Source organism: Pseudescherichia sp. AS216, assembly GCF_037152055.1.
Classification (GTDB): domain Bacteria; phylum Pseudomonadota; class Gammaproteobacteria; order Enterobacterales; family Enterobacteriaceae; genus Pseudescherichia.
In genome coordinates, this window is the sequence record NZ_JBBCMV010000003.1 from 58894 (window position 1) to 80260 (window position 21367).

Below are 21367 nucleotides of genomic sequence, written 5' to 3' on the forward strand. Positions count from 1 at the left end.
GGAGAATTTAAAATGGCTTATAGCGAAAAAGTAATCGATCACTACGAAAACCCGCGCAACGTTGGCTCTTTCGACAACAGCGACGCCAGCGTTGGTAGCGGCATGGTGGGTGCACCGGCCTGTGGCGACGTCATGAAGCTGCAGATCAAAGTAAACAACGACGGCATCATTGAAGACGCGCGTTTTAAAACCTACGGCTGCGGCTCGGCGATCGCCTCCAGCTCCCTCGTAACCGAGTGGGTGAAAGGCAAATCCCTGGACGAAGCCCAGGCGATTAAAAACACCGACATCGCCGATGAGCTGGAGCTGCCGCCGGTTAAGATCCACTGTTCTATCCTGGCGGAAGATGCAATCAAAGCGGCGATTGCGGACTACAAAAGCAAACGTGACGCGAAATAACGAGCAGAGGTTTGTATGTCGATTACCCTTAGCGACAGTGCTGCCGCGCGAGTAAATAGCTTCCTGGCCAACCGGGGTAAAGGGTTTGGTCTGCGCCTGGGGGTGAGAACCTCCGGCTGTTCGGGTATGGCCTACGTGCTGGAATTTGTTGACGAGCCTGCGGCAGAAGATACCGTGTTCGAAGACAAAGGCGTTAAGGTCGTGGTCGATGGCAAAAGCCTGCAGTTCCTGAACGGCACTCAGCTGGACTTCGTAAAAGAGGGCCTCAACGAAGGGTTTAAGTTTACTAACCCGAACGTGAAAGATGAGTGCGGCTGCGGCGAAAGCTTCCACGTTTAACCGCGCCTGAACGACTCAACCCCACTGCTCTGCGGTGGGGTTTGCTTTAACCCGCCTAACCCCGAGACTGTTATGGATTACTTTACCCTCTTTGGGTTGCCCGCCAGCTATCATCTGGATACCCAGGCGCTGGCCACCCGCTTTCAGGATCTGCAACGTCAATACCATCCCGACCGGTTTGCCAGCGGCACCGCCGCTGAACAGCTTGCCGCCGTCCAACACTCTGCGACCATCAACCAGGCATGGCAGACGCTGCGCCATCCGCTGCCGCGCGCCGAGTATCTGCTCTCCCTGCACGGTTTCGACCTCGCCAGCGAGCAGCACACCGTCCGCGACACCGCCTTCCTGATGGAGCAGCTTGAGCTGCGTGAAGAGCTGGATGAGATTGAGCAGGCCCGCGATACCGATCGGCTTGAGGCATTTCTGAAGCGTGTCGCGGCGATGTTTACCTCGCGCCACCAGACCATGGTAGAGCAGCTTGACGGTGAGTCGTGGAGCGATGCCGCAGAGACGGTGCGTAAACTCCGTTTTCTCGATAAACTACGCAGCACAGCAGAACAACTCGAAGAAAAGCTGCTCGATTTTTAAATTTCGGAAGCAAACATGGCCTTATTACAAATTAGTGAGCCGGGCATGAGTGCCGCGCCGCACCAGCGTCGTCTGGCGGCGGGCATTGATCTGGGTACAACACACTCTCTGGTGGCTACCGTGCGTAGCGGCCAGGCACAAACGCTGCCGGACAGCGACGGGCGTCACCTGTTGCCGTCCGTGGTGCACTATCAGCCGCAGGGCCACCGGGTGGGCTTTGAGGCGCGCAGCAATGCGGTCAACGATCCGGCTAATACCATTAGCTCGGTTAAGCGCATGATGGGCCGCTCGCTGGCCGACATCCAGACGCGCTACCCGCATCTGCCGTATCAGCTGCAGGCGAGCGAAAACGGCCTGCCGATGATCGCCACCGCTGCGGGCCTGCTGAACCCGGTGCGCATCTCTGCCGATATTCTCAAGGCGCTGGCCGCGCGTGCCACTGAAGCGCTGGCGGGCGAGCTGGACGGCGTAGTGATCACCGTCCCGGCCTACTTTGACGATGCCCAGCGTCAGGGCACCAAAGACGCCGCGCGGCTGGCGGGCCTGCACGTGCTGCGCCTGCTTAACGAGCCGACGGCGGCAGCCATCGCCTACGGCCTCGACTCTGGCAAAGAGGGCGTGATCGCCGTTTACGATCTGGGCGGCGGCACCTTTGATATCTCTATCCTGCGCCTGAGCCGTGGGGTATTTGAAGTCCTGGCCACCGGCGGCGACTCCGCGCTGGGCGGCGACGACTTCGACCACCTGCTGGCGGATCGCATCCGTGAGCTGGCGGGCATCAGCGATCGTCAGGATCCGCGTCTGCAGCGTCAGCTGCTGGACGCGGCTATCGACGCAAAAATTGCCCTCAGCGATGCCGAAAGCGTCGACGTTGACGTGGCGGGCTGGCAGGGCAGCATCACCCGCACCGAGTTCAACGATCTCATCTCTACCCTGGTTAAGCGCACGCTGCTCTCCTGCCGCCGGGCGTTGAAAGACGCAGGCGTTGAGGCCGGCGAGGTGCTGGAAGTGGTAATGGTGGGGGGCTCCACCCGCGTGCCGCTGGTGCGCGATCGCGTCGGCGAGTTCTTTGGTCGCCAGCCGCTGACCACCATCGATCCCGATAAGGTTGTTGCCATCGGCGCGGCGATTCAGGCCGATATTCTGGTCGGCAACAAGCCGGACAGCGAAATGCTGCTGCTGGACGTCATCCCGCTGTCGCTGGGTCTTGAGACCATGGGCGGACTGGTAGAGAAAGTGATCCCGCGTAACACCACCATTCCGGTGGCGCGCGCCCAGGAGTTCACCACCTTTAAAGATGGCCAGACCGCCATGTCGATCCACGTGATGCAGGGCGAGCGTGAGCTGGTCGCCGACTGCCGCTCGCTGGGGCGCTTTACCCTGCGCGGTATCCCGGCGCTGCCTGCCGGCGGGGCACACATTCGCGTGACCTTCCAGGTGGACGCCGACGGCCTGCTGAGCGTCACCGCCATGGAAAAATCCACTGGCGTGGCCGCCTCAATTCAGGTTAAACCCTCCTACGGGCTGACCGATGGCGAAATCGCCACCATGATCCAGGATTCCATGAGCTTTGCTGGCGAAGACGTGAAAGCGCGAATGCTGGCAGAGCAGAAAGTGGAGGCCGCGCGCGTGCTGGAGAGTCTGCAAAGCGCGCTCGGAACCGATGCCGCGCTGTTAAGCGCCGCAGAACGTCAGGTTATTGACGACGCCGCTGCACGTCTGCGTGTAGCCGCCGAGGGCGATGACGCTGACGCCATAGAGCAAGCCATTAAAAATATAGACAAACAAACCCAGGAGTTTGCCGCACGCCGCATGGACCAGTCGGTTCGTAAAGCGCTGAAGGGCCACTCTGTGGACGAGGTTTAATATGCCAAAGATTGTATTTTTGCCCCATCAGGATCTCTGTCCGGATGGCGCTGTTCTGGAAGCGAATGTCGGTGAGACCATTCTTGACGTTGCCCTGCGTAACGGCATTGAGATTGAACACGCCTGTGAAAAATCCTGTGCCTGCACCACCTGCCACTGCGTAGTGCGTGAAGGTTTTGACTCGCTGGCGGAGAGCACCGAAGACGAAGACGACATGCTGGATAAAGCCTGGGGTCTGGAGCCGGAGAGCCGTCTGAGCTGTCAGGCTCGCGTCACCGACGAAGATCTGGTGGTCGAGATGCCGCGTTATACTATTAACCACGCGCGGGAGCATTGATATGGGCCTAAAGTGGAGTGACAGCCGTGAAATCGGCGAGGCGCTGTATGACGCTTACCCGGATCTCGATCCGAAAACCGTGCGCTTTACCGATATGCACCAGTGGATTTGTGAACTGGACGACTTTGATGACGAACCAAACGCATCCAATGAAAAGATTCTGGAAGCGATTCTGTTAGTCTGGTTAGACGAAGCGTCATAATGCACAGCGGGCTGCCTTCGGGTAGCCCGTTTTCACATCGCAGGCTTGATCATAAGGACAGAATAATGACAACCGAAGCCATGAAAATCACTCTGACGACTCAGCCCGCCGATGCGCGCTGGGGCGAGAAAGCAGCTTACAGCATTAACAGCGACGGCGTTGCGCTACACCTTACCGGTGCAGACGACCTGGGCCTGATCCAGCGCGCGGCGCGCAAAATCGACGGCATGGGCATCAAGCACGTCCAGCTGGCAGGCGAGGGCTGGGACGTCGACCGCAGCTGGGCATTCTGGCAGGGCTACCGCGGGCCGAAAGGCAGCCGCAAAATTGAGTGGGCTGCGCTGGACGATGCCCAGCAGAAAGAGCTGGAGAGCCGCCGCAACGTTATCGACTGGGTGCGCGATGCCATCAACGCCTCTCCCGAAGAGCTGGGGCCGGAGCAATTGGCCCAGCGCGCGGTGGATCTGCTGAGCGGCGTGGGCGGGGAGAACATCTCTTACCGCATTACCAAAGGCGAAGATCTGCGCGAGCAGAACTACATGGGGATCTACACCGTTGGCCGCGGCTCCGAGCGCACGCCGGTTCTGCTGGCGCTGGACTACAACCCCACCGGTGATAAAAATGCCCCGGTCTACGCCTGCCTGGTCGGCAAAGGCGTCACCTTTGACTCCGGCGGCTACAGCATTAAGCAGAGCGCTTTTATGGACTCGATGAAGTCCGATATGGGCGGCGCAGCCATGGTCACCGGCGCGCTGGCATTTGCCATTACGCGTGGCCTGAACAAACGCGTGAAGCTCTACCTCTGCTGCGCAGATAACCTGATCAGCGGCAACGCCTTCAAGCTTGGCGACATCATTCGCTACCGCAACGGCAAAACCGTTGAGATCATGAATACCGACGCCGAAGGCCGTCTGGTGCTGGCCGATGGCCTGATCGACGCGGTGAAGCAAAATCCAGAGCTGATTATCGACGCGGCAACGCTGACCGGCGCGGCGAAAACCGCCCTCGGCAACGACTACCACGCGCTGCTGAGCTTTGATGACAAGCTGGCAAATCGCCTGCTGGCCAGCGCCAGCGCGGAGAACGAGCCGTTCTGGCGTCTGCCGCTGGCGGAGTTCCACCGCAGCCAGCTGCCGTCTAACTTTGCCGAACTGAACAACACTGCCAGCGCCGCCTTCCCGGCGGGAGCCAGCACCGCCGCCGGTTTCCTCTCCCACTTTGTTGAGAACTACCGTGAAGGTTGGCTGCATATCGACTGCTCTGCCACCTACCGTAAAGCGGCCGTGGATCAGTGGGCTGCTGGGGCAACCGGTCTGGGCGTACGTACCATCGCCAACCTGTTAACTGCGGAATAATAACGTAGGCCGGGTAAGCGTAGTGCCACCCGGCGATTTACGAAGTTGTGAGTCTATGTCTGAAACGAAAAACGAATTAGAGACCCTGCTTGAGCAGGCGGCGACCGAGCCGGGTCACCGTCCTGCGTTCTTCCGCACGCTGATGACCTCCACCGTCTGGGTTCCCGGTACGGCGGCAGAGGGCCAGACGGTGGTTGAAGATAGCGCCCTGGATATTCAGCACTGGGAGAAAGACGACGGCACCTCGGTGATCCCGTTTTTCACCTCCCTTGAGGCTTTACAGCAGGCGGTTGAGGATGAGCAGGCATTCGTGGTAATGCCGGTGCGTACTCTGTTTGAGATGACCCTCGGCGAGACGCTGTTCCTCAACGCTAAGCTGCCGACGGGCAAAGAGTTTACGCCGAGTGAAATCGCCCACCTGGTAGGGAAAGAGGAGGGAAACCCCCTCAGCCAGCAGAAGGTCATAGAGGGCGGCAGCGCGCTGCTGCTCTCCGAGGTGGCCGAGCCGCCTGCGCAGATGGTTGACTCGTTGACGACGCTGTTTAAGACCATGAAAACGGTCAAACGCGCGTTTCTCTGCTCTATCAAAGAGGAGGCTGACGCCCAGCCCAACCTGCTGATCGGCATTGAAGTTGAGGCCGACAGCGACATCGACGCGATTATCCAGTCAGCTGGCAGCGTTGCCTCCGACACGTTGCCGGGCGATGAGCCCGTCGACATCTGCCTCGTTGCCGAAGGCGAGAAGGGCATCAGCCACTTTATGCTGGCGCACATTACGCCCTTCTACGAGCGTCGCTGGGGCAGCTTCCTGCGCGACTTCAAGCAGCGCATTATCTAGTCCCTCTGACGGGGTGAGCGTTCACCCCGTCGCTTCCAGCAGCAGCAAATCCATCAGCAGTACCAGGTTCGACTCGAACGAGGTTACCCCTGCGGCTTCGGCGGCAAAATGCACCGCCTCGTCATACAGTCCGAAATGGAGATCTGCCATGCCCGCCAGGGTATTGGCCGAGGCGCGGGTAAACGCCACGGTAGTCATGCCAACGTTTTTCGCTATGCGCGCTTTATCCAGCACCTGCTCCGTTTCACCGCTGCGGGAGACGGCAATAAACACCTCATAGCGGGCGGCGTTGCTGAGAAAAATATTGCGGCTGTCCCCCGGCCCAGAGATAAACGCCGTCTTGCCCAGCACCTGTAGTTTCTTGGTGAGATACTCCGCAAAGAGATAGGAGAAGCCCGCCCCGTAGAGAGAAAAGCTCTCTTTCTCACGCAGCAGAGCGGCGAAACAACGGCGCTTCTCCTCCGTCGCCCAGCGAAAGGTCTGCTGGTAGTTAGCGATAAACTGATTAAACCGCAGCGAGAGATCGGCGGTTTCATCCGCCGGGACCGCGATGTGTGGCGTATCGGCAAGCAGCTGCTTGCAGTACCAGATCAGCTCGCTGTAGCCGCTAAAACCCAGCTTCTGACACAGGCGCATGATGGTGGCGGTAGAGACAAAGGTCTCCTGGGCCAGCTCGCGCACGGTGATGTTGCCCACCAGAAGCGGGTGGGCGGTGAGATGGGCCAGCACGCGATACTCCGCGCGGGTCAGCGACTCGCCGCGCGACAGCAACGGCGCAAGGCGGTTGTCCATGCTCAGGATGGTTCAACGGGCAGATCGTCCCGCGCGCCCCACTCACTCCATGAGCCGTCATAGAGCGTAACGCCCTCTACACCCAGCGTCTCCAGCGCCAGCGCCACCACGGCAGCGGTAACCCCTGAGCCACAGCTCACCACAATCGGCTTGTTGAGATCGACACCCTGACGGCCAAACACAGCGCTCAGCTCGTCGGTGGTCTTTAACTCGCCCTCAAACACCAGATCGCCCCACGGCACGTTCAGCGCCCCAGGGATATGACCGCGCTTCAGTCCCGGACGCGGCTCATCCGCTTCGGCGTTAAAGCGTGGGGCAGGACGGGCATCTACCAGCTGAGCGGTTTTCTCATGGCTAATCAGCAGCACGTCAGTGAGGCGCTTCACGCGGTCGGCGTCAAAGTGGGCTTCAAACTCAGCTTCAGGCAGCGTCACGTCACCCTGCTGAAGCGGCAGCTCGTCGCGCTGCCAGCCTGCCAGGCCACCCGCCAGAATCGATACCTGCTCCACGCCAAAGGTTTTAAGCATCCACCACGCCCGAGGCGCAGAGTAGAGGTTACCTTCATCGTAAACCACCAGGTGCTTATCGCTGCTGATGCCTAGCTCACGCATGGCAACGGCGAAGGCCTCCGGGCGCGGCAGCATATGGGGCAGGGAAGAGGTATGGTCAGAGAGGGCTTCAATATCGAAAAAGACCGCGCCCGGCAGGTGTCCGGCGCGGTACTCGGCGCGCATATCCCTGTGCTCCTGGCCAACCGGTGCCATGCGCGCATCAATAATCTGTACGTCAGGCGAGTCGCCGTGTTCAATTAGCCAGTCGGCAGCAACGAAGAATGAGGTAGTCATAGCAGGTGGGCCTCCTTTAATGTGTTGATTAAAGGATTGTCGGTGTTTTTTCTCACACCGACAAGTTTACCCTCGCAACGCCGCGAGCAGGCTTCAGAAATTTATATGGATTCTCCGTCCTGCCAGGCTTTTTGCAGCTGCGGCCAGTAGTCACGGTTGGCCTCGATCATATCGTCGAGGATCGCTTTCGCGTGCTGCATCGTGGGCACAGTACGGTTCAGCGTAAAGGCCTGAAGGGCTTTCTCATAGCTACCCTCAATGGTTGCCTCCACCAGCAGTTGCTCAGAGGCCAGCTGCTGCATCAGCAGGGTCTGGTGGAACAGCGGCACCGCGCCCATGCGCACCGGCTCAGGCCCGTTGGCGGTAATGTAGGCTGGCACCTCAACCATGGCGTCATAGGGCAGGTTTGCGATTGCTCCCTTGTTTTCGACAATCACCAGATGGCGCTGGCGCAGGTCGAAGGCCAGCGAGCAGGCGACATCGACGATAAACGCCCCGTGGACGCCAACGTGGAAGGCATCCGGCAGGATCCCGGTGCGCTGGTACTCTTCGGCGGCGGCAAACAGTTTCTTCTCGCGGCCGTTCATCACCTCGTTGGCGCGAGTCAGGTGCGGATCCTGATGCTCAACGATCTGGTTCGGCATCAGGTAATATTGCAAATAGGGGTTCGGCAGATAGTCCGGGAAGTGATCCATGATCGGCTTAATGTTGCGCCAGGTCTTCACCCAGGAGGGATCGGCGTGCTGCGGATCGGTCTTCGAGGCGTCCTCCGTCAGCAGCCCAAACTGTGCCACGTGACGACGCACCTCGGGCAGGCGGTCTTCACCGTCCACCAGGATACGGGTAAACCAGCCGAAGTGGTTCAGGCCAAAGTAGTCCACCTGTAATTTGTGGCGATCGACCCCCAGAATAGCGCCGATGTTACGCATCGCCGCCACTGGCATATCACAGATATTCAGCACCCGCGCGTCAGGACGCAGGCGGCGTACCCCTTCGGCCACAATCGCCGCCGGGTTGGAGTAGTTCACGATCCATGCTTTTTTATCCGCATACTGCTCTACCAGGTCGATAAGCTCGACCATCGGCAGGATAGTGCGCAGACCGTAAGCCAGGCCGCCTGGCCCGCAGGTCTCCTGGCCTACTACGCCATGGCGCAGAGGGATCTTCTCATCCTGCTCGCGCATTTTGTACTGGCCGACGCGCATCTGGGCAAAGATGAAGTGTGCTCCGCTGAAGGCGGTTTCGGCATCGCTGGTGACGGTAAACTTAATCGTGTCGCTGTGGTCGCGGATCACCTTCTCCACTACCGGGGCCAGCGTACGTTGGCGTGCCTCATCGATATCATAGAGACGGATCTCCGCCAGGGGGAAATCCTCCAGCCGCACCATCAGGCTTTTGACGATGCCCGGCGTATAGGTGCTGCCGCCGCCGGCGATGGAGAGAATAAATGGGGGGGTAAGCATGTGTGCCTCCTTCAAAGAAACGCCTCAACGGCCTCTCGCATTTTTTTGACGTGCAGCCCGTAGACCACCTGAACGTTATTGCCTTGTTTAATCACCCCCTTCGCGCCGGTGGCTTTCAGGCGTGGCTCGTCGATAATTGCCACGTCTTTCACCGTTACGCGCAGGCGGGTATAGCAGTTATCCACCACCTCAACGTTGTCGCGCCCGCCCAGCCCGGCGACAATCGCTTCGCCCAGGCCGTCGTTGCTACCCTTCGCCTGATACTCCTGCTTGCTATAGAGGCGGGTCTCCTGATCTTCCTCCTCGCGCCCCGGCGTCTTCATATTGAAGCGCAGGATCAGGAAGCGGAAGATGACAAAGTAAAGGGCGAACATAATCAGGCCGACCACGATATACATCGGCCAATTGGATTTTTCGGTGCCGAGCGGCAGGTTATAGATAATGAAATCAACAATGCCGTTCGCTCCGATGGCGTGAACCCCGAGCAGGTAGAAGAGCATCATGCCAATGCCGGTCAGCACCGCGTGAACCACAAACAGCAGCGGGGCGACGAAGAGGAATGAAAACTCAATCGGCTCGGTGACGCCCACCAGCAGGGAGGTAAGCGCCGCGGGGATCAGAATCGCCTTGGCCGCCGCTTTGCGCTCGGGTTTAGCGGTCATGTACATCGCCAGCGCGGCGGCGGGCAGACCAAACATTTTGCTGATGCCGCGCGCGTCCCATACCACGGTGCTGCTCAGCTGGTGCACCGAGGGGCAGGCCATCTCGGCAAAGTAGATATTGCGTGCGCCCTGGTAAGTCTGGCCGCAGACGTCCGCCGTGCCCCCCAGCTCGGTATAGAGGAACGGGGTATAGACCAGATGATGCAGGCCGGTGGGAACCAGAATGCGCTCCAGAAAACCGTAGACCGCCACGCCAAACGGCCCCGCGCCCTTAATCGCCAGCGCGGCGGTGCTGATGCCCTGCTGGGCGAAAGGCCACAGCTCGCTCATGATCACGCCGAGCAGCATGGAGACCGGCAGCATAATGATGGCCACGAAGCAGTGGCCGGAGTAGACCGCCATCGCACCGGAGAACTGCACCCCGGAGTATTTGTTATACAGGTAGCCCGAGAGCGCGCCGGTGAGGATCCCGGCAAAGACGCCCATCTCCAGCACCTGAACGCCCAGTACCATGCTCTGACCGGCGGCCTTCATCTGATCCGCCGCCGCCAGCTCGCCCTGCAAACTCAGGGTGACGTTCATGGCGTTGATAAAGACGACGAAGGTAACCAGCCCGATCAGCGCCGCATAACCCTTGTCACGGGCCGCCAGACCCACAGGGATCCCCACGGCGAAGACCAGCGCCAGGTTGACCAGCACCGACACGGCCGATTTCGCCATTAGCTGGCCGAGGCTTTGAATAAAGGGGTAGCCGAGGAAGGGCAGGTACTCCGCCACATTGCCGTTGCCCAGCAAATTACCGAAGGCAATAAACAGGCCGACGATGGGTAAAATCAGCACCGGACCATAAAGGGACTTACCAAAATTTTGTAGGGCATTAACGGCTCTTTTCATCGTCGTCTCTCATTATGAACCGCGCACAGAGGTGCGATAACAGAGTAACGTTAGCAGTGCCAGGCGGTTTCATGCCAGCTATCTTCTTGTTTTAAAAACAAATGACGGCTAACGTAACATGTGACGTTTTGGGTTGTGATCGACCTAACAGTTGCGCCCGCCGTCAAGCAAAGATTGCGAGCCGCTTTCCAAAGTTTTCATTCTCTTTTGGCTGGTGCAAAAACTGGCGCATACTATGGCTGACTCTCGATCAACGGCAGGGATAAAGGAATGAAACCGTTACGTTTTACTGCGCTTGCGATGGCGCTGGTCGCCACCTCTTTTTTAGCGGGCTGTGATAACAGCGGCGCCCCCCAGGCGGCGGTCACCAAAGCCGCGGATGCTGACCCAAAGCCGGTGGCTAAAGTCGACAGCGCCCAGCGGGAGAAGCTTGCTGCCCAGAGCGCAGGTAAATCCCTGACTCTGCAGGATGCCTCAGAGGTGCAGCTTGATGGCGCAGCCGCCCTGGTGCTGGCCTTCAATATCCCCCTCGATCCCGATCAGGACTTCTCCCGGACGGTGCACCTTGTCGATAAGAAGAGCGGCAAGCTGGACGGGGCGTGGGAGCTGGCACCAAACCTGAAAGAGCTGCGCTTCCGTCATCTGGAGCCGAACCGGGAGCTGATTGTCTCCGTTGATAGCGGGCTGGTGGCGCTGAACAAGGCGACCTTCGGCAGCAGTTTCGAAAAAACCCTTACCACCCGCGACGTGGAGCCGAGCGTCGGCTTTGCCAGCCGGGGCTCGCTGCTGCCAGGTAAGGTGGTAGAGGGGCTGCCGGTGATGGCGCTCAACGTCAATAACGTCGACGTTAACTTCTATCGCGTGAAGCCCGAGTCGCTGACATCCTTTGTCAGCCAGTGGGAGTACCGCAACTCGCTCACTAACTGGGAGTCCGATACGCTGTTGAAGATGGCGGATCTGGTCTATACCGGGCGTTTCGACCTGAACCCCGCGCGGAATACCCGCGAGAAGCTGCTTCTGCCGCTGGCCGAGATCAAACCGCTCCAGCAGGCGGGGGTCTATATCGCCGTCATGAATCAGGCCGGGCACTACAGCTACAGCAATGCCGCCACGCTGTTTACCCTGAGCAATATCGGCCTGTCGGTGCATCGCTACCATAACCAGCTGGATGTCTTTACCCAGGGCCTTGAGAACGGCGCGGCGGGTGAGGGCGTTGAGGTTACCCTGCTCAATGAGAAGGGGCAGACCCTTGCCCAGGCCACCAGCGACGCCAAAGGCCATGCGGTGTTGAACACCGACAAAGAGGCTGCCCTGCTGCTGGCACGCAAAGATGGTGAAACCACGCTGCTCGATTTAACCCTGCCGGCGCTGGACCTGGCCGAGTTTGCCATTGCCGGCGAGCCGGGATACAGCAAGCAGCTGTTTATGTTTGGTCCACGCGATCTCTACCGCCCCGGCGAAACGGTGATCCTCAACGCGCTGCTGCGCGATCGGGACGGAAAACCGCTCCCTGCCCAGCCGGTGAAGCTCGAGGTGGTGAAGCCGGATGGCCAGGTGGTGCGCACGGTTGTCAGCCAGCCGCAGGAAGGGGGGCTCTACCAGTTCACCTACTCGCTGGACGCCGGTGCGCCAACCGGCATGTGGCACGTTCGCGCCAATACCGGGGATAACCAGAGCCCGCAGTGGCGCTTCCAGGTGGAAGACTTTATGCCGGAGCGCATGGCGCTCAACCTGACTGCGCAAAAAGCGCCGCTGGCGATGGCCGACAGCGTCAGCTTCGACGTCACGGGACGTTATCTCTACGGTGCGCCTGCCAACGGCAATACGCTACAGGGACAGCTGTTCCTGCGCCCGCTGCGGGAGGCCGTCCCTGCGCTGCCAGGCTTCCAGTTCGGTAACATTGCCGAGGAGAATCTCTCTCGTAGCCTTGATGAGGTACAGGTAACGCTGGACGAGAAAGGCCACGGCGAGGTGACAACTGATAGCCAGTGGCAGGAGGCCCATTCGCCGTTGCAGCTGATCCTTCAGGCAAGCCTGCTGGAGTCCGGCGGTCGTCCGGTGACCCGTCGTGCCGAGCAGGCCATCTGGCCCGCCGCCGCGCTGCCGGGCATTCGTCCGCAGTTTGCGGCTAAATCCGTCTATGACTACCGCACCGATACCACCGTTGACCGGCCTACGGTTGACGAGAACGGTCAGGCCGGGTTTGACATTGTCTACGTTGATGCCAACGGCGTGAAAAAAGCGGTAAACGATCTGCAGGTGCGGCTGATCCGCGAGCGTCGCGACTACTACTGGAACTGGTCCGAGAGCGACGGCTGGCAGTCCCAGTTCGATCAAAAGGATCTGGTGGAGGGCGAGCAGTCTCTCAACCTGACGGCGGATGAGACCGGTAAAGTCAGCTTCCCCGTAGAGTGGGGCTCCTACCGCCTTGAGGTCAAAGCGCCGGATGAGACAGTCAGCAGCGTGCGCTTCTGGGCAGGCTACAGCTGGCAGGATAATAACGACGGGGCGGATACGGCGCGTCCTGACCGCGTCACCCTGAAGCTCGATAAGCCCGCCTATCAGCCGGGCGATACCATCAAGCTGCATATTGCTGCCCCCGCTGCCGGTAAGGGCTATGCGATGGTCGAGTCCAGCGATGGTCCGCTGTGGTGGCAGGAGATCGACGTTCCTGCAGAGGGGCTGGATCTGGCTATCCCGGTGGATAAAGCCTGGCAGCGCCACGATCTCTACCTCAGCACGCTGGTGGTGCGTCCCGGCGATAAGTCCCGCGCCGCGACGCCGAAGCGCGCGGTTGGCCTGCTGCACTTGCCGCTTGGCGATGAGGGTCGCCGTCTGGCGATAAGCCTCGACGGTCCGCAGAAGATGCGCCCTGACCAGACGCTGACCGTTAAGGTCAAGGCCAGCGTAAATGCAGGCGAGATGCCGAAAAAGGTGAACGTGCTGCTCTCAGCGGTCGACAGCGGCGTGCTCAATATTACCGACTACGTCACGCCGGATCCGTGGAAATCCTTCTTTGGTCAGAAACGTTACGGGGCCGACATCTATGATATCTACGGCCAGGTGATTGAAGGCCAGGGCCGGGCAGCCACCCTGCGCTTTGGTGGTGACGGCGACGAGCTGAACCGGGGCGGGAAGCCGCCGGTTAACCACGTCAATATCATCGCCCAGCAGGCGCAGCCGGTGGCGCTGGATGAGCACGGCGAAGGCACGGTGACGCTGCCAATCGGTGATTTCAACGGCGAGCTGCGAGTGATGGCCCAGGCCTGGAGCGAGGATGAGTTTGGCAGCGCTGAAAGCAAAGTGGTGGTCGCCGCGCCGCTGATCGCCGAGCTGAACACGCCGCGTTTTCTTGCCAGCGGAGACAGCACCCGGCTGGCGTTGGATATCACCAACCTGACCGACAGCCCGCAGACGCTGAACGTCGCGCTCACCGCCAGCGGCCTCGTAGAGCTGCAAAGCCAGCAGCCCACTCCAGTGAGCCTTGCCCCTCAGGCGCGGACCACAATCTTTATACCCATCACCGCCCGGGATGGCTTTGGCGACGGCGAGATCGGTGCCCAGATTAACGGCCTGACGCTGCCTGGCGAAACCTTCGCTCCGCAGCACAAGCAGTGGAAGATCGGCGTGCGTCCCGCCTGGCCTGCACAGACGGTCAACACCGGGACGATGCTGGCTCCAGGTCAGAGCTGGACCGCACCTGCCGATCTGCTGGCAGGGTTCGCGCCTGCCACGCTGCAAGGGCAGCTGCTGCTGAGCGGCAAACCCCCGCTGAACCTGGCGCGCTATATCCGCGAGCTGAAGGCCTATCCTTACGGCTGCCTGGAGCAGACCGCCAGCGGCCTCTTCCCATCGCTCTATACCAATGCCGCACAGCTTAAGGCGCTGGGCATTGCCGGTGACAGCGATGAGAAACGGCGTGCCGCGGTAGAGACGGGGATCGCGCGTCTGCTGCAGATGCAGCGCGACGACGGTGGGTTTGCGCTCTGGGATAAGGGCGGGCTGGAAGAGTATTGGCTTACCGCCTATGTTACCGACTTCCTGGTACGTGCCGGTCAGCAGGGCTACAGCGTGCCCGCCGAGGCGCTGACCCAGGCCAACAATCGCCTTCTGCGCTATCTGCAGGACCCGGGCATGATGGCGATCCGCTACAGCGACAACGACCAGGCAAGTAAGTTTGCCGTGCAGGCCTACGCCGGGCTGGTGCTGGCTCAGCAGCAGAAAGCGCCGCTCGGCGCGCTGCGTGAGATCTGGCAGCGCCATGACCAGGCGGCGTCAGGACTGCCTCTGGTGCAGGTGGGCATTGCTCTGAAGCTGATGGGCGACGGTGAGCGAGGCGATCAGGCCGTGGCGCTGGGGTTAAAAACGCCGCGTCAGGATGATACCCGCTGGCTGGCAGACTACGGCAGCGCCATTCGGGATAACGCCCTGATGCTCTCTCTGTTGCAGGAGAACAACCTGCTGCCAAATGAGCAAAACCGTCTGCTGCACACGCTCTCCGCACAGGCATTTGGCCAGCGCTGGCTCTCGACCCAGGAGAGCAACGCGCTCTTCCTGGCGGGCAGAACCCTGGCGGCAAGCCCGGGTAACTGGCAGGCCCAGACCTCCCTCGCAGGGGAGGCGCTAAGCGGCGACCGTGCCCGGACGCTGCCGCTGACGGCAGATACGCTCGCGGCGTTGCAGGTAACCAACACCGGCAGCGCACCGCTCTGGCTGCGTCTCGATACAAGCGGCTATGCGCAGTATGCGCCATCGCCGTCATCGAACGTATTGCACATCGAACGGCAGATCCTCGGCACCGACGGCAAGAGCAAATCGTTATCGGCGCTGAAGAGCGGCGAGCTGGTGCTGGTCTGGCTGGAGGTGAAGGCCAGCCAGAGCGTGCCGGATGCGCTGGTGGTTGATCTGCTGCCTGCCGGACTGGAGCTGGAGAACCAGAACCTGGCCAGCAGCAGCGCCAGCCTGCAGGAGAGCGCCAGCGAGGTGCAGAACCTGCTTAACCAGATGCAGCAGGCGGATATCCAGCATATGGAGTTCCGTGACGATCGCTTTGTGGCAGCGGTAGCGGTAAACGAGGGGCAGCCGGTGACGCTGGTCTATCTGGCCCGCGCCGTTACGCCGGGCAGCTATCAGGTACCGATGCCGCAGGTCGAGTCGATGTACGTCCCCCAGTGGCGGGCAACGGGCGAAGCAAGCGGCCCGCTGATTGTCCGGCCATAGCGTGAAACGTGGTCGTGTAGGACGCTCCCGCTGGCTGTTGCTGCCGGGGGCGCTGGTTACTCTGCTTATTGCGCTGCTGCTTGCGGATCGGATCTGGCCTCTGCCTCTCGCCGAGGTCAACCCGGCGCGGGTGGTGGTGGCTGAAGATGGCACGCCGCTGTGGCGATTTGCTGACGCCGACGGCATCTGGCGCTATCCGGTGACCATTGAAGAGGTGTCGCCGCGCTATTTGCAGGCGCTGATCCAGTATGAGGATCGCTGGTTCTGGTCGCATCCTGGGGTTAACCCGCTGGCGATCGCCCGCGCTGCCTGGCAGGATCTGCGCTCGGCCCGGGTGGTTTCTGGCGGCAGCACTCTCACTATGCAGGTTGCACGACTGCTCGATCCCCATCCGCGCACCTTCGGCGGCAAGGTGCGCCAGCTGTGGCGCGCGATGCAGCTGGAGTGGCATCTCTCCAAGCGCGAAATTCTGACCCTCTATCTTAATCGCGCCCCTTTCGGCGGCACCTTGCAGGGTGTCGGTGCGGCTAGCTGGGCTTATCTTGGTAAGTCTCCGGCGCAGCTGAGCTATGCCGAGGCCGCGCTGCTGGCGGTGCTGCCTCAGGCGCCGAGCCGTCTGCGCCCGGATCGCTGGCCCGAGCGGGCGCAGGCGGCACGGGATAAGGTGCTGGAGCGCATGGCATCGCAGCAGGTCTGGTCAGCGCAGCAGGTGCGCGAGTCCCGCGAGGAGCCAGTGTGGCTTGCACCCCGGCAGATGCCGCAGCTTGCCCCGCTCTTTGCCCGGCGTGTGGCGGGCCGGGATAAGCAGAGCAAAATTATCACTACCCTCGACGCCTCGCTGCAACGCCAGCTGGAGTCACTGGCCCTCAACGTTAAGCCGCAGCTGCCGCCGCGCAGCTCGCTGGCGATGATCGTTGTCGATCACACCACCATGAAGGTGCGCGGCTGGGTTGGCTCAGTGGATATCAACGATGACACCCGCTTCAGCCATGTGGATATGGTCACCGCCATCCGATCCCCTGGATCGGTGCTCAAGCCCTTTGTCTATGGGCTGGCAATGGACGAAGGGCTGATCCATCCGGCATCGCTGTTACAGGACGTCCCCCGGCTGGCGGAGGATTACCGTCCCGGCAACTTTGACAGCGGCTTTCACGGTCCGGTCAGCATGAGCGAGGCCTTGGTCCGCTCGCTTAATCTACCTGCGGTGCAGGTGCTGGAGGCCTATGGCCCGAAGCGGTTCGCCGCCCGCCTGCGCAACGCCGGGCTACCGCTGACCCTGCCCGCCGGAGCCGAGCCGAACCTGTCGCTGATCCTCGGCGGAGCAGGCGCAACGCTGGCCGATATCACTGCCGCCTACAGCGCCTTTGCCCGCCACGGCAAGGCGGGGTACTTACGTCTGCAGCCGAACGATCCGCTTGTGGAGCGACCGCTCATGTCGCCGGGAGCCGCGTGGATTATCCGTCGTATTCTTGCCTCTCAGGCGCAGCCGCTTCCCGACGCCGATCTGGGCCAGGTTGTTCCCCTGGCGTGGAAAACCGGTACCAGCTATGGCTATCGCGACGCGTGGGCGGTGGGGATCAACGCCCGCTACGTGATTGGCATCTGGACTGGGCGGCCCGACGGCACTCCGGTTGCCGGACAGTTTGGCTTTGCCAGTGCCATACCACTGCTTAACCAGGTTAACACGATGCTGCAGGCTCGCTCGGCGCTGGACGTTGCCCGCCAGCCGCGCGATCCGCGTCCGGAGTCGGTTAGCCGGGGCGTTATCTGCTGGCCCGGCGGTCAGAGCCTGCCTGCCGGGGATAGCAACTGTCGCCGCCGTCTCGCGACCTGGCTGCTGGACAAGAGCGAGCCGCCCACGCTTTTACTGCCGCAGCAGGAGGGGATCCGCGGGATCCGCTTCCCGGTCTGGCTTAATGCGCAGGGTCAGCGCGTGGCGGCGGATTGCCCGGATGCCCGGCAGCAAACCCAGGTCGTATGGCCTCTGCCGCTAGAGCCGTGGCTGCCTGCCAGCGAGCGCCGCGCCGCCCGCCTGCCTGCGCCTTCGGTCTCCTGCCCACCGCGTCAGCAGGAGTATCCCCCTCCGCTGCTGCTTACCGGCGTAAGAGAGGGGGCCGTAGTGAAGCGCCTGCCCGGTGAGGCGTACGTCTCCCTGCCGCTACAGGCGACGGGCGGGGAGGGGGCGCGCTGGTGGTTTATCAACGGTGAGCCGTTAGAGGATCATGGGCGAGCGTTAAGCCTGCGTCTTGAGAAGCAAGGGGAGTATCAGCTGGTGGTGATGGACGGGGTAGGACAGACCGCGACGGTGCTTTTTCGGGTTTTGTAGAGCCAGTTTGCGACTGGCTGTTGCTAAAACTCATCTTATTTTAAAAAAATGTTATCTTCATCCATAGGCAAGGGTGACGTTGCTCTCTATAATTCGCGCCGGGTCATACGCGTGTATGCACGACAACAAAACACATAACAGAGGTTATCATGGCAATTGAACGTACTTTTTCCATCATCAAGCCGAACGCGGTGGCAAAAAACGTTATTGGCAGCATCTTTTCGCGCTTTGAATCCGCTGGGTTCAAAATCGTTGGCACCAAAATGCTGCATCTGACCGTTGAGCAGGCTCGTGGTTTCTACGCTGAGCACGAAGGTCGCCCTTTCTTTGATGGTCTGGTTGAGTTCATGACCTCTGGTCCGATCGTGGTTTCCGTGCTGGAAGGTGAAAACGCCGTACAGCGTCACCGCGATCTGCTGGGTGCTACTAACCCGGACAACGCGCTGGCCGGCACCCTGCGCGCCGACTACGCTGACAGCTTCACCGAGAACGGCACCCACGGCTCTGACTCCGTTGAGTCTGCCGCGCGTGAAATCGCATTCTTCTTCGCCGAAGGCGAAGTGTGCGCTCGCACGCGTTAATAATTTCGTAAATGCCGCGTGCAAACGTGGCATCCCTGCGCCAGACTTTGTACAATGCAACGCCCCGGATGAGCACACTGCTTTCCGGGGCGTTTCTTTTCAACCCTCCATGGGCCATAACGTGTAACAACGAGGCCGGAAAAAATTATGTCTGAATTAGTTAATACCTCCGAAGTCGTCATTCCTGCGGTTCCAAATAAAAATGGAAAAATCAACCTGTTGGATCTGAACCGCCAGCAGATGCGCGAATTCTTTAAAGAGATGGGCGAGAAACCGTTCCGCGCCGATCAGGTAATGAAGTGGATGTACCACTACTGCAGCGACAACTTTGATGATATGACCGATATCAACAAGGTGCTGCGTAACAAGCTCAAAGAGGTCGCAGAGATCCGCGCCCCGGAAGTCGTGGAAGAGCAGCGCTCTACCGACGGCACCATTAAATGGGCAATCGCGGTGGGCGATCAGCGCGTTGAGACGGTCTATATCCCGGAAGAGGATCGCGCCACGCTGTGCGTCTCTTCCCAGGTCGGCTGCGCCCTGGAGTGTAAATTCTGCTCTACCGCTCAGCAGGGCTTTAACCGTAACCTGCGGGTGTCAGAGATTATCGGCCAGGTGTGGCGCGCGGCGAAAATCGTTGGCGCAGCTAAAGTCACCGGCACGCGTCCTATCACCAACGTGGTGATGATGGGCATGGGCGAGCCGCTGCTCAACCTGAACAACGTCGTCCCGGCGATGGAGATCATGCTGGATGATTTCGGCTTTGGCCTCTCCAAGCGCCGCGTGACGCTGTCGACCTCTGGCGTGGTGCCTGCCCTCGATAAGCTGGGCGACATGATTGACGTGGCGCTGGCTATTTCGCTCCACGCGCCAACGGACGAAATCCGGGACGAAATTGTACCGATCAACAAAAAGTACAATATCGAAACCTTCCTCGACGCCGTGCGCCGTTACATTAGCAAATCCAATGCTAACCAGGGCCGCGTCACCATTGAGTACGTTATGCTGGATCACGTTAATGACGGAACCGAGCATGCGCATCAGCTAGCGGAAGTGCTGAAGGATACCCCATGTAAGATCAACCTGATCCCATGGAACCCGTTCCCCGGCGCGCCGTATGGCCGTAGCTCGAACAGCCGTATCGACCGCTTCTCTAAAGTGTTGATGGAGTACGGGTTTACCACGATCGTGCGTAAAACGCGCGGTGACGATATTGATGCTGCCTGCGGTCAGCTGGCAGGTGAAGTAATCGACCGTACCAAGCGCACCCTGCGCAAGCGTATGCAGGGCGAGCCAATTTCAGTTAAGGCCGTTTAATTATGCTTTCTGCACGGTCCCGTACGGGGATCGTGCAGCATAATCGCGTGGTATAAGTAACCTAAATATACAGTTTCGATAAATAATTACGGTGCGTTTCCGTCGTGTTTAAGGCAGTATGTAACGATGGAACAACAGTTTAGCCCTTGAGGTAAAAGCTGTTCTGTTATCCCCGGCCTGACAGCCTTATACTGTCGGTCTAAGGTTAACTGACCCAGAAGTTTCGCGGTGCGGGTGGGCATTGTGACTTACCGGCACCTGATTTTACATCTCACGTACCAGCAGCTGTAGCGAATGAATACTGAAGCCACTCAAGACCTAAATGCAACACAAACCACTGGCGTCCGTCTGCGCAACGCCCGTGAACAACTTGGGCTAAGCCAACAAGCGGTCGCTGAACGCCTGTGCCTCAAGGTTTCCACCGTTCGCGATATCGAAGAAGACAAAGCGCCTGCCGAATTGGCTTCCACCTTCCTGCGGGGCTATATCCGCTCCTATGCACGTCTTGTGCACATCCCGGAAGAAGAGCTGCTGCCTATGATGGAGAAACAGGCTCCGGTCAGAGCGGCTAAGGTCGCCCCAATGCACTCTTTCTCCCTCGGTAAACGCCGTAAGAAGCGCGATGGCTGGCTGTCGAGCATTACCTGGCTGATTGTCTTTGTCGTTGTTGGCCTGACCGGCGCATGGTGGTGGCAGAACCACAAAGCCCAGCAGGAAGAGATCAGCACGATGGCCGATCAATCCTCTGCTGAACTGAACGCTAACAACAACGAAACGCAAAGCGTCCCCCTGAACACCGACCCAACCGAGCCTGCTGACGCGCAGACCACCGGTACCGGGCCTGCCGACGTGGCGACCCAGACACCGCCAGCGGCTACCACCAGCGCACCGGCGCAAACCAATGCGCAAAACGCCGTGGTCTCTCCTTCTCAGGCTAACGTTGACTCGGTGACTGCCCCTGCGACCACCACCGCACCTGCGGCGACCGCGGCGGCAAATAGCACGCCGGGTGCCGCGCCGCTGCCAACCGATCAGGCGGGCGTAAACAATACCGCCGATGCCAACGCGCTGGTCATGACCTTTACCGCCGACTGCTGGTTGGAAGTGACCGATGCAAACGGCAAAAAGCTGTTCAGCGGCATCCAGCGCAGCGGTGCTAACCTGAACCTGGCCGGTCAGACCCCTTACAAATTAAAAATTGGCGCACCGTCAGCCGTGCAGATCCAGTTCCAGGGCAAGCCCGTCGATCTGAGCCGCTTTATCAGAAGTAACCAGGTTGCGCGCCTGACCCTCAATGCCGAACAATCAGCAGCTCAGTAACTGACGGGCAACGCGGGAGAGTTTTC

17 protein-coding genes are annotated in these 21367 nt (G+C 60.3%); 13 read left to right on the forward strand and 4 right to left on the reverse strand.

Annotated elements, in window-relative coordinates:
- Positions 1 to 12 precede the first annotated feature (12 nt).
- The 8 genes from iscU (at position 13) to sseB (ending at position 5924) form a co-directional block, all read left to right on the forward strand.
- Complete coding sequence (iscU, locus tag WFN61_RS09560; protein ID WP_042389043.1) at positions 13 to 399, forward strand: Fe-S cluster assembly scaffold IscU; 387 nt, start codon at positions 13 to 15, stop codon at positions 397 to 399.
- A gap of 15 nt (positions 400 to 414) precedes the next feature.
- Complete coding sequence (iscA, locus tag WFN61_RS09565) at positions 415 to 738, forward strand: iron-sulfur cluster assembly protein IscA (RefSeq protein ID WP_103818854.1); 324 nt, start codon at positions 415 to 417, stop codon at positions 736 to 738.
- 72 nt (positions 739 to 810) lie between these two features.
- Positions 811 to 1326 carry a co-chaperone HscB gene (gene hscB, locus WFN61_RS09570; protein ID WP_144818150.1) on the forward strand — a complete coding sequence of 172 codons (516 nt, stop codon included), beginning with the start codon at positions 811 to 813 and terminating at the stop codon, positions 1324 to 1326.
- 15 nt (positions 1327 to 1341) lie between these two features.
- A complete protein-coding gene (hscA, locus tag WFN61_RS09575) occupies positions 1342 to 3192 on the forward strand; it encodes a Fe-S protein assembly chaperone HscA (protein ID WP_312177608.1) in 1851 nt (616 codons plus the stop codon).
- A gap of 1 nt (position 3193) precedes the next feature.
- Positions 3194 to 3529 (forward strand): ISC system 2Fe-2S type ferredoxin, encoded by a 336-nt coding sequence (gene fdx / locus WFN61_RS09580; protein WP_034459208.1) that lies wholly within the window; start codon positions 3194 to 3196, stop codon positions 3527 to 3529.
- Position 3530: 1 nt separating this feature from the next.
- Positions 3531 to 3731, forward strand: a complete 201-nt coding sequence (iscX, locus tag WFN61_RS09585) for a Fe-S cluster assembly protein IscX (protein WP_042389051.1) — start codon at positions 3531 to 3533, stop codon at positions 3729 to 3731.
- 65 nt (positions 3732 to 3796) lie between these two features.
- Entirely contained in the window at positions 3797 to 5086 is a 1290-nt protein-coding gene (gene pepB, locus WFN61_RS09590; protein ID WP_222888501.1) for an aminopeptidase PepB, read from the forward strand.
- A gap of 55 nt (positions 5087 to 5141) precedes the next feature.
- Entirely contained in the window at positions 5142 to 5924 is a 783-nt protein-coding gene (gene sseB / locus WFN61_RS09595; RefSeq protein ID WP_337038588.1) for an enhanced serine sensitivity protein SseB, read from the forward strand.
- Positions 5925 to 5945: 21 nt separating this feature from the next.
- Here sseB and WFN61_RS09600 read toward each other — a convergent pair whose 3' ends face one another.
- The 4 genes from WFN61_RS09600 to WFN61_RS09615 all read right to left on the reverse strand — a co-directional run bounded on the left by WFN61_RS09600 (position 5946) and on the right by WFN61_RS09615 (position 10580).
- Positions 5946 to 6716 carry a MurR/RpiR family transcriptional regulator gene (locus tag WFN61_RS09600; protein ID WP_337038589.1) on the reverse strand — a complete coding sequence of 257 codons (771 nt, stop codon included), beginning with the start codon at positions 6714 to 6716 and terminating at the stop codon, positions 5946 to 5948.
- A gap of 2 nt (positions 6717 to 6718) precedes the next feature.
- The gene (sseA, locus tag WFN61_RS09605) at positions 6719 to 7561 is read right to left on the reverse strand and encodes a 3-mercaptopyruvate sulfurtransferase (protein ID WP_337038590.1); all 843 of its coding nucleotides are present in this window, start codon (positions 7559 to 7561) and stop codon (positions 6719 to 6721) included.
- A gap of 101 nt (positions 7562 to 7662) precedes the next feature.
- Positions 7663 to 9024: a 6-phospho-alpha-glucosidase gene (locus tag WFN61_RS09610; protein ID WP_144818156.1), complete on the reverse strand. Its 1362-nt coding sequence runs from the start codon at positions 9022 to 9024 to the stop codon at positions 7663 to 7665.
- Positions 9025 to 9035: 11 nt separating this feature from the next.
- Positions 9036 to 10580, reverse strand: a complete 1545-nt coding sequence (locus WFN61_RS09615; RefSeq protein ID WP_144818157.1) for a PTS transporter subunit EIIC — start codon at positions 10578 to 10580, stop codon at positions 9036 to 9038.
- Between the two features lie 270 nt (positions 10581 to 10850).
- Between WFN61_RS09615 and WFN61_RS09620 the strand changes: the two genes are divergently transcribed.
- From WFN61_RS09620 to rodZ, 5 genes are all read left to right on the forward strand, one after another.
- Positions 10851 to 15800, forward strand: a complete 4950-nt coding sequence (locus WFN61_RS09620) for an alpha-2-macroglobulin (RefSeq protein ID WP_337038591.1) — start codon at positions 10851 to 10853, stop codon at positions 15798 to 15800.
- 1 nt (position 15801) lies between these two features.
- A complete protein-coding gene (gene pbpC / locus WFN61_RS09625; protein WP_312282945.1) occupies positions 15802 to 18126 on the forward strand; it encodes a peptidoglycan glycosyltransferase PbpC in 2325 nt (774 codons plus the stop codon).
- A gap of 149 nt (positions 18127 to 18275) precedes the next feature.
- Complete coding sequence (gene ndk, locus WFN61_RS09630) at positions 18276 to 18707, forward strand: nucleoside-diphosphate kinase (protein WP_131635837.1); 432 nt, start codon at positions 18276 to 18278, stop codon at positions 18705 to 18707.
- Between the two features lie 147 nt (positions 18708 to 18854).
- Positions 18855 to 20021: a bifunctional tRNA (adenosine(37)-C2)-methyltransferase TrmG/ribosomal RNA large subunit methyltransferase RlmN gene (locus WFN61_RS09635; RefSeq protein ID WP_144818160.1), complete on the forward strand. Its 1167-nt coding sequence runs from the start codon at positions 18855 to 18857 to the stop codon at positions 20019 to 20021.
- A 294-nt stretch (positions 20022 to 20315) separates the two neighbouring features.
- Positions 20316 to 21341 carry a cytoskeleton protein RodZ gene (gene rodZ / locus WFN61_RS09640; RefSeq protein WP_144818161.1) on the forward strand — a complete coding sequence of 342 codons (1026 nt, stop codon included), beginning with the start codon at positions 20316 to 20318 and terminating at the stop codon, positions 21339 to 21341.
- Positions 21342 to 21367 lie beyond the last annotated feature (26 nt).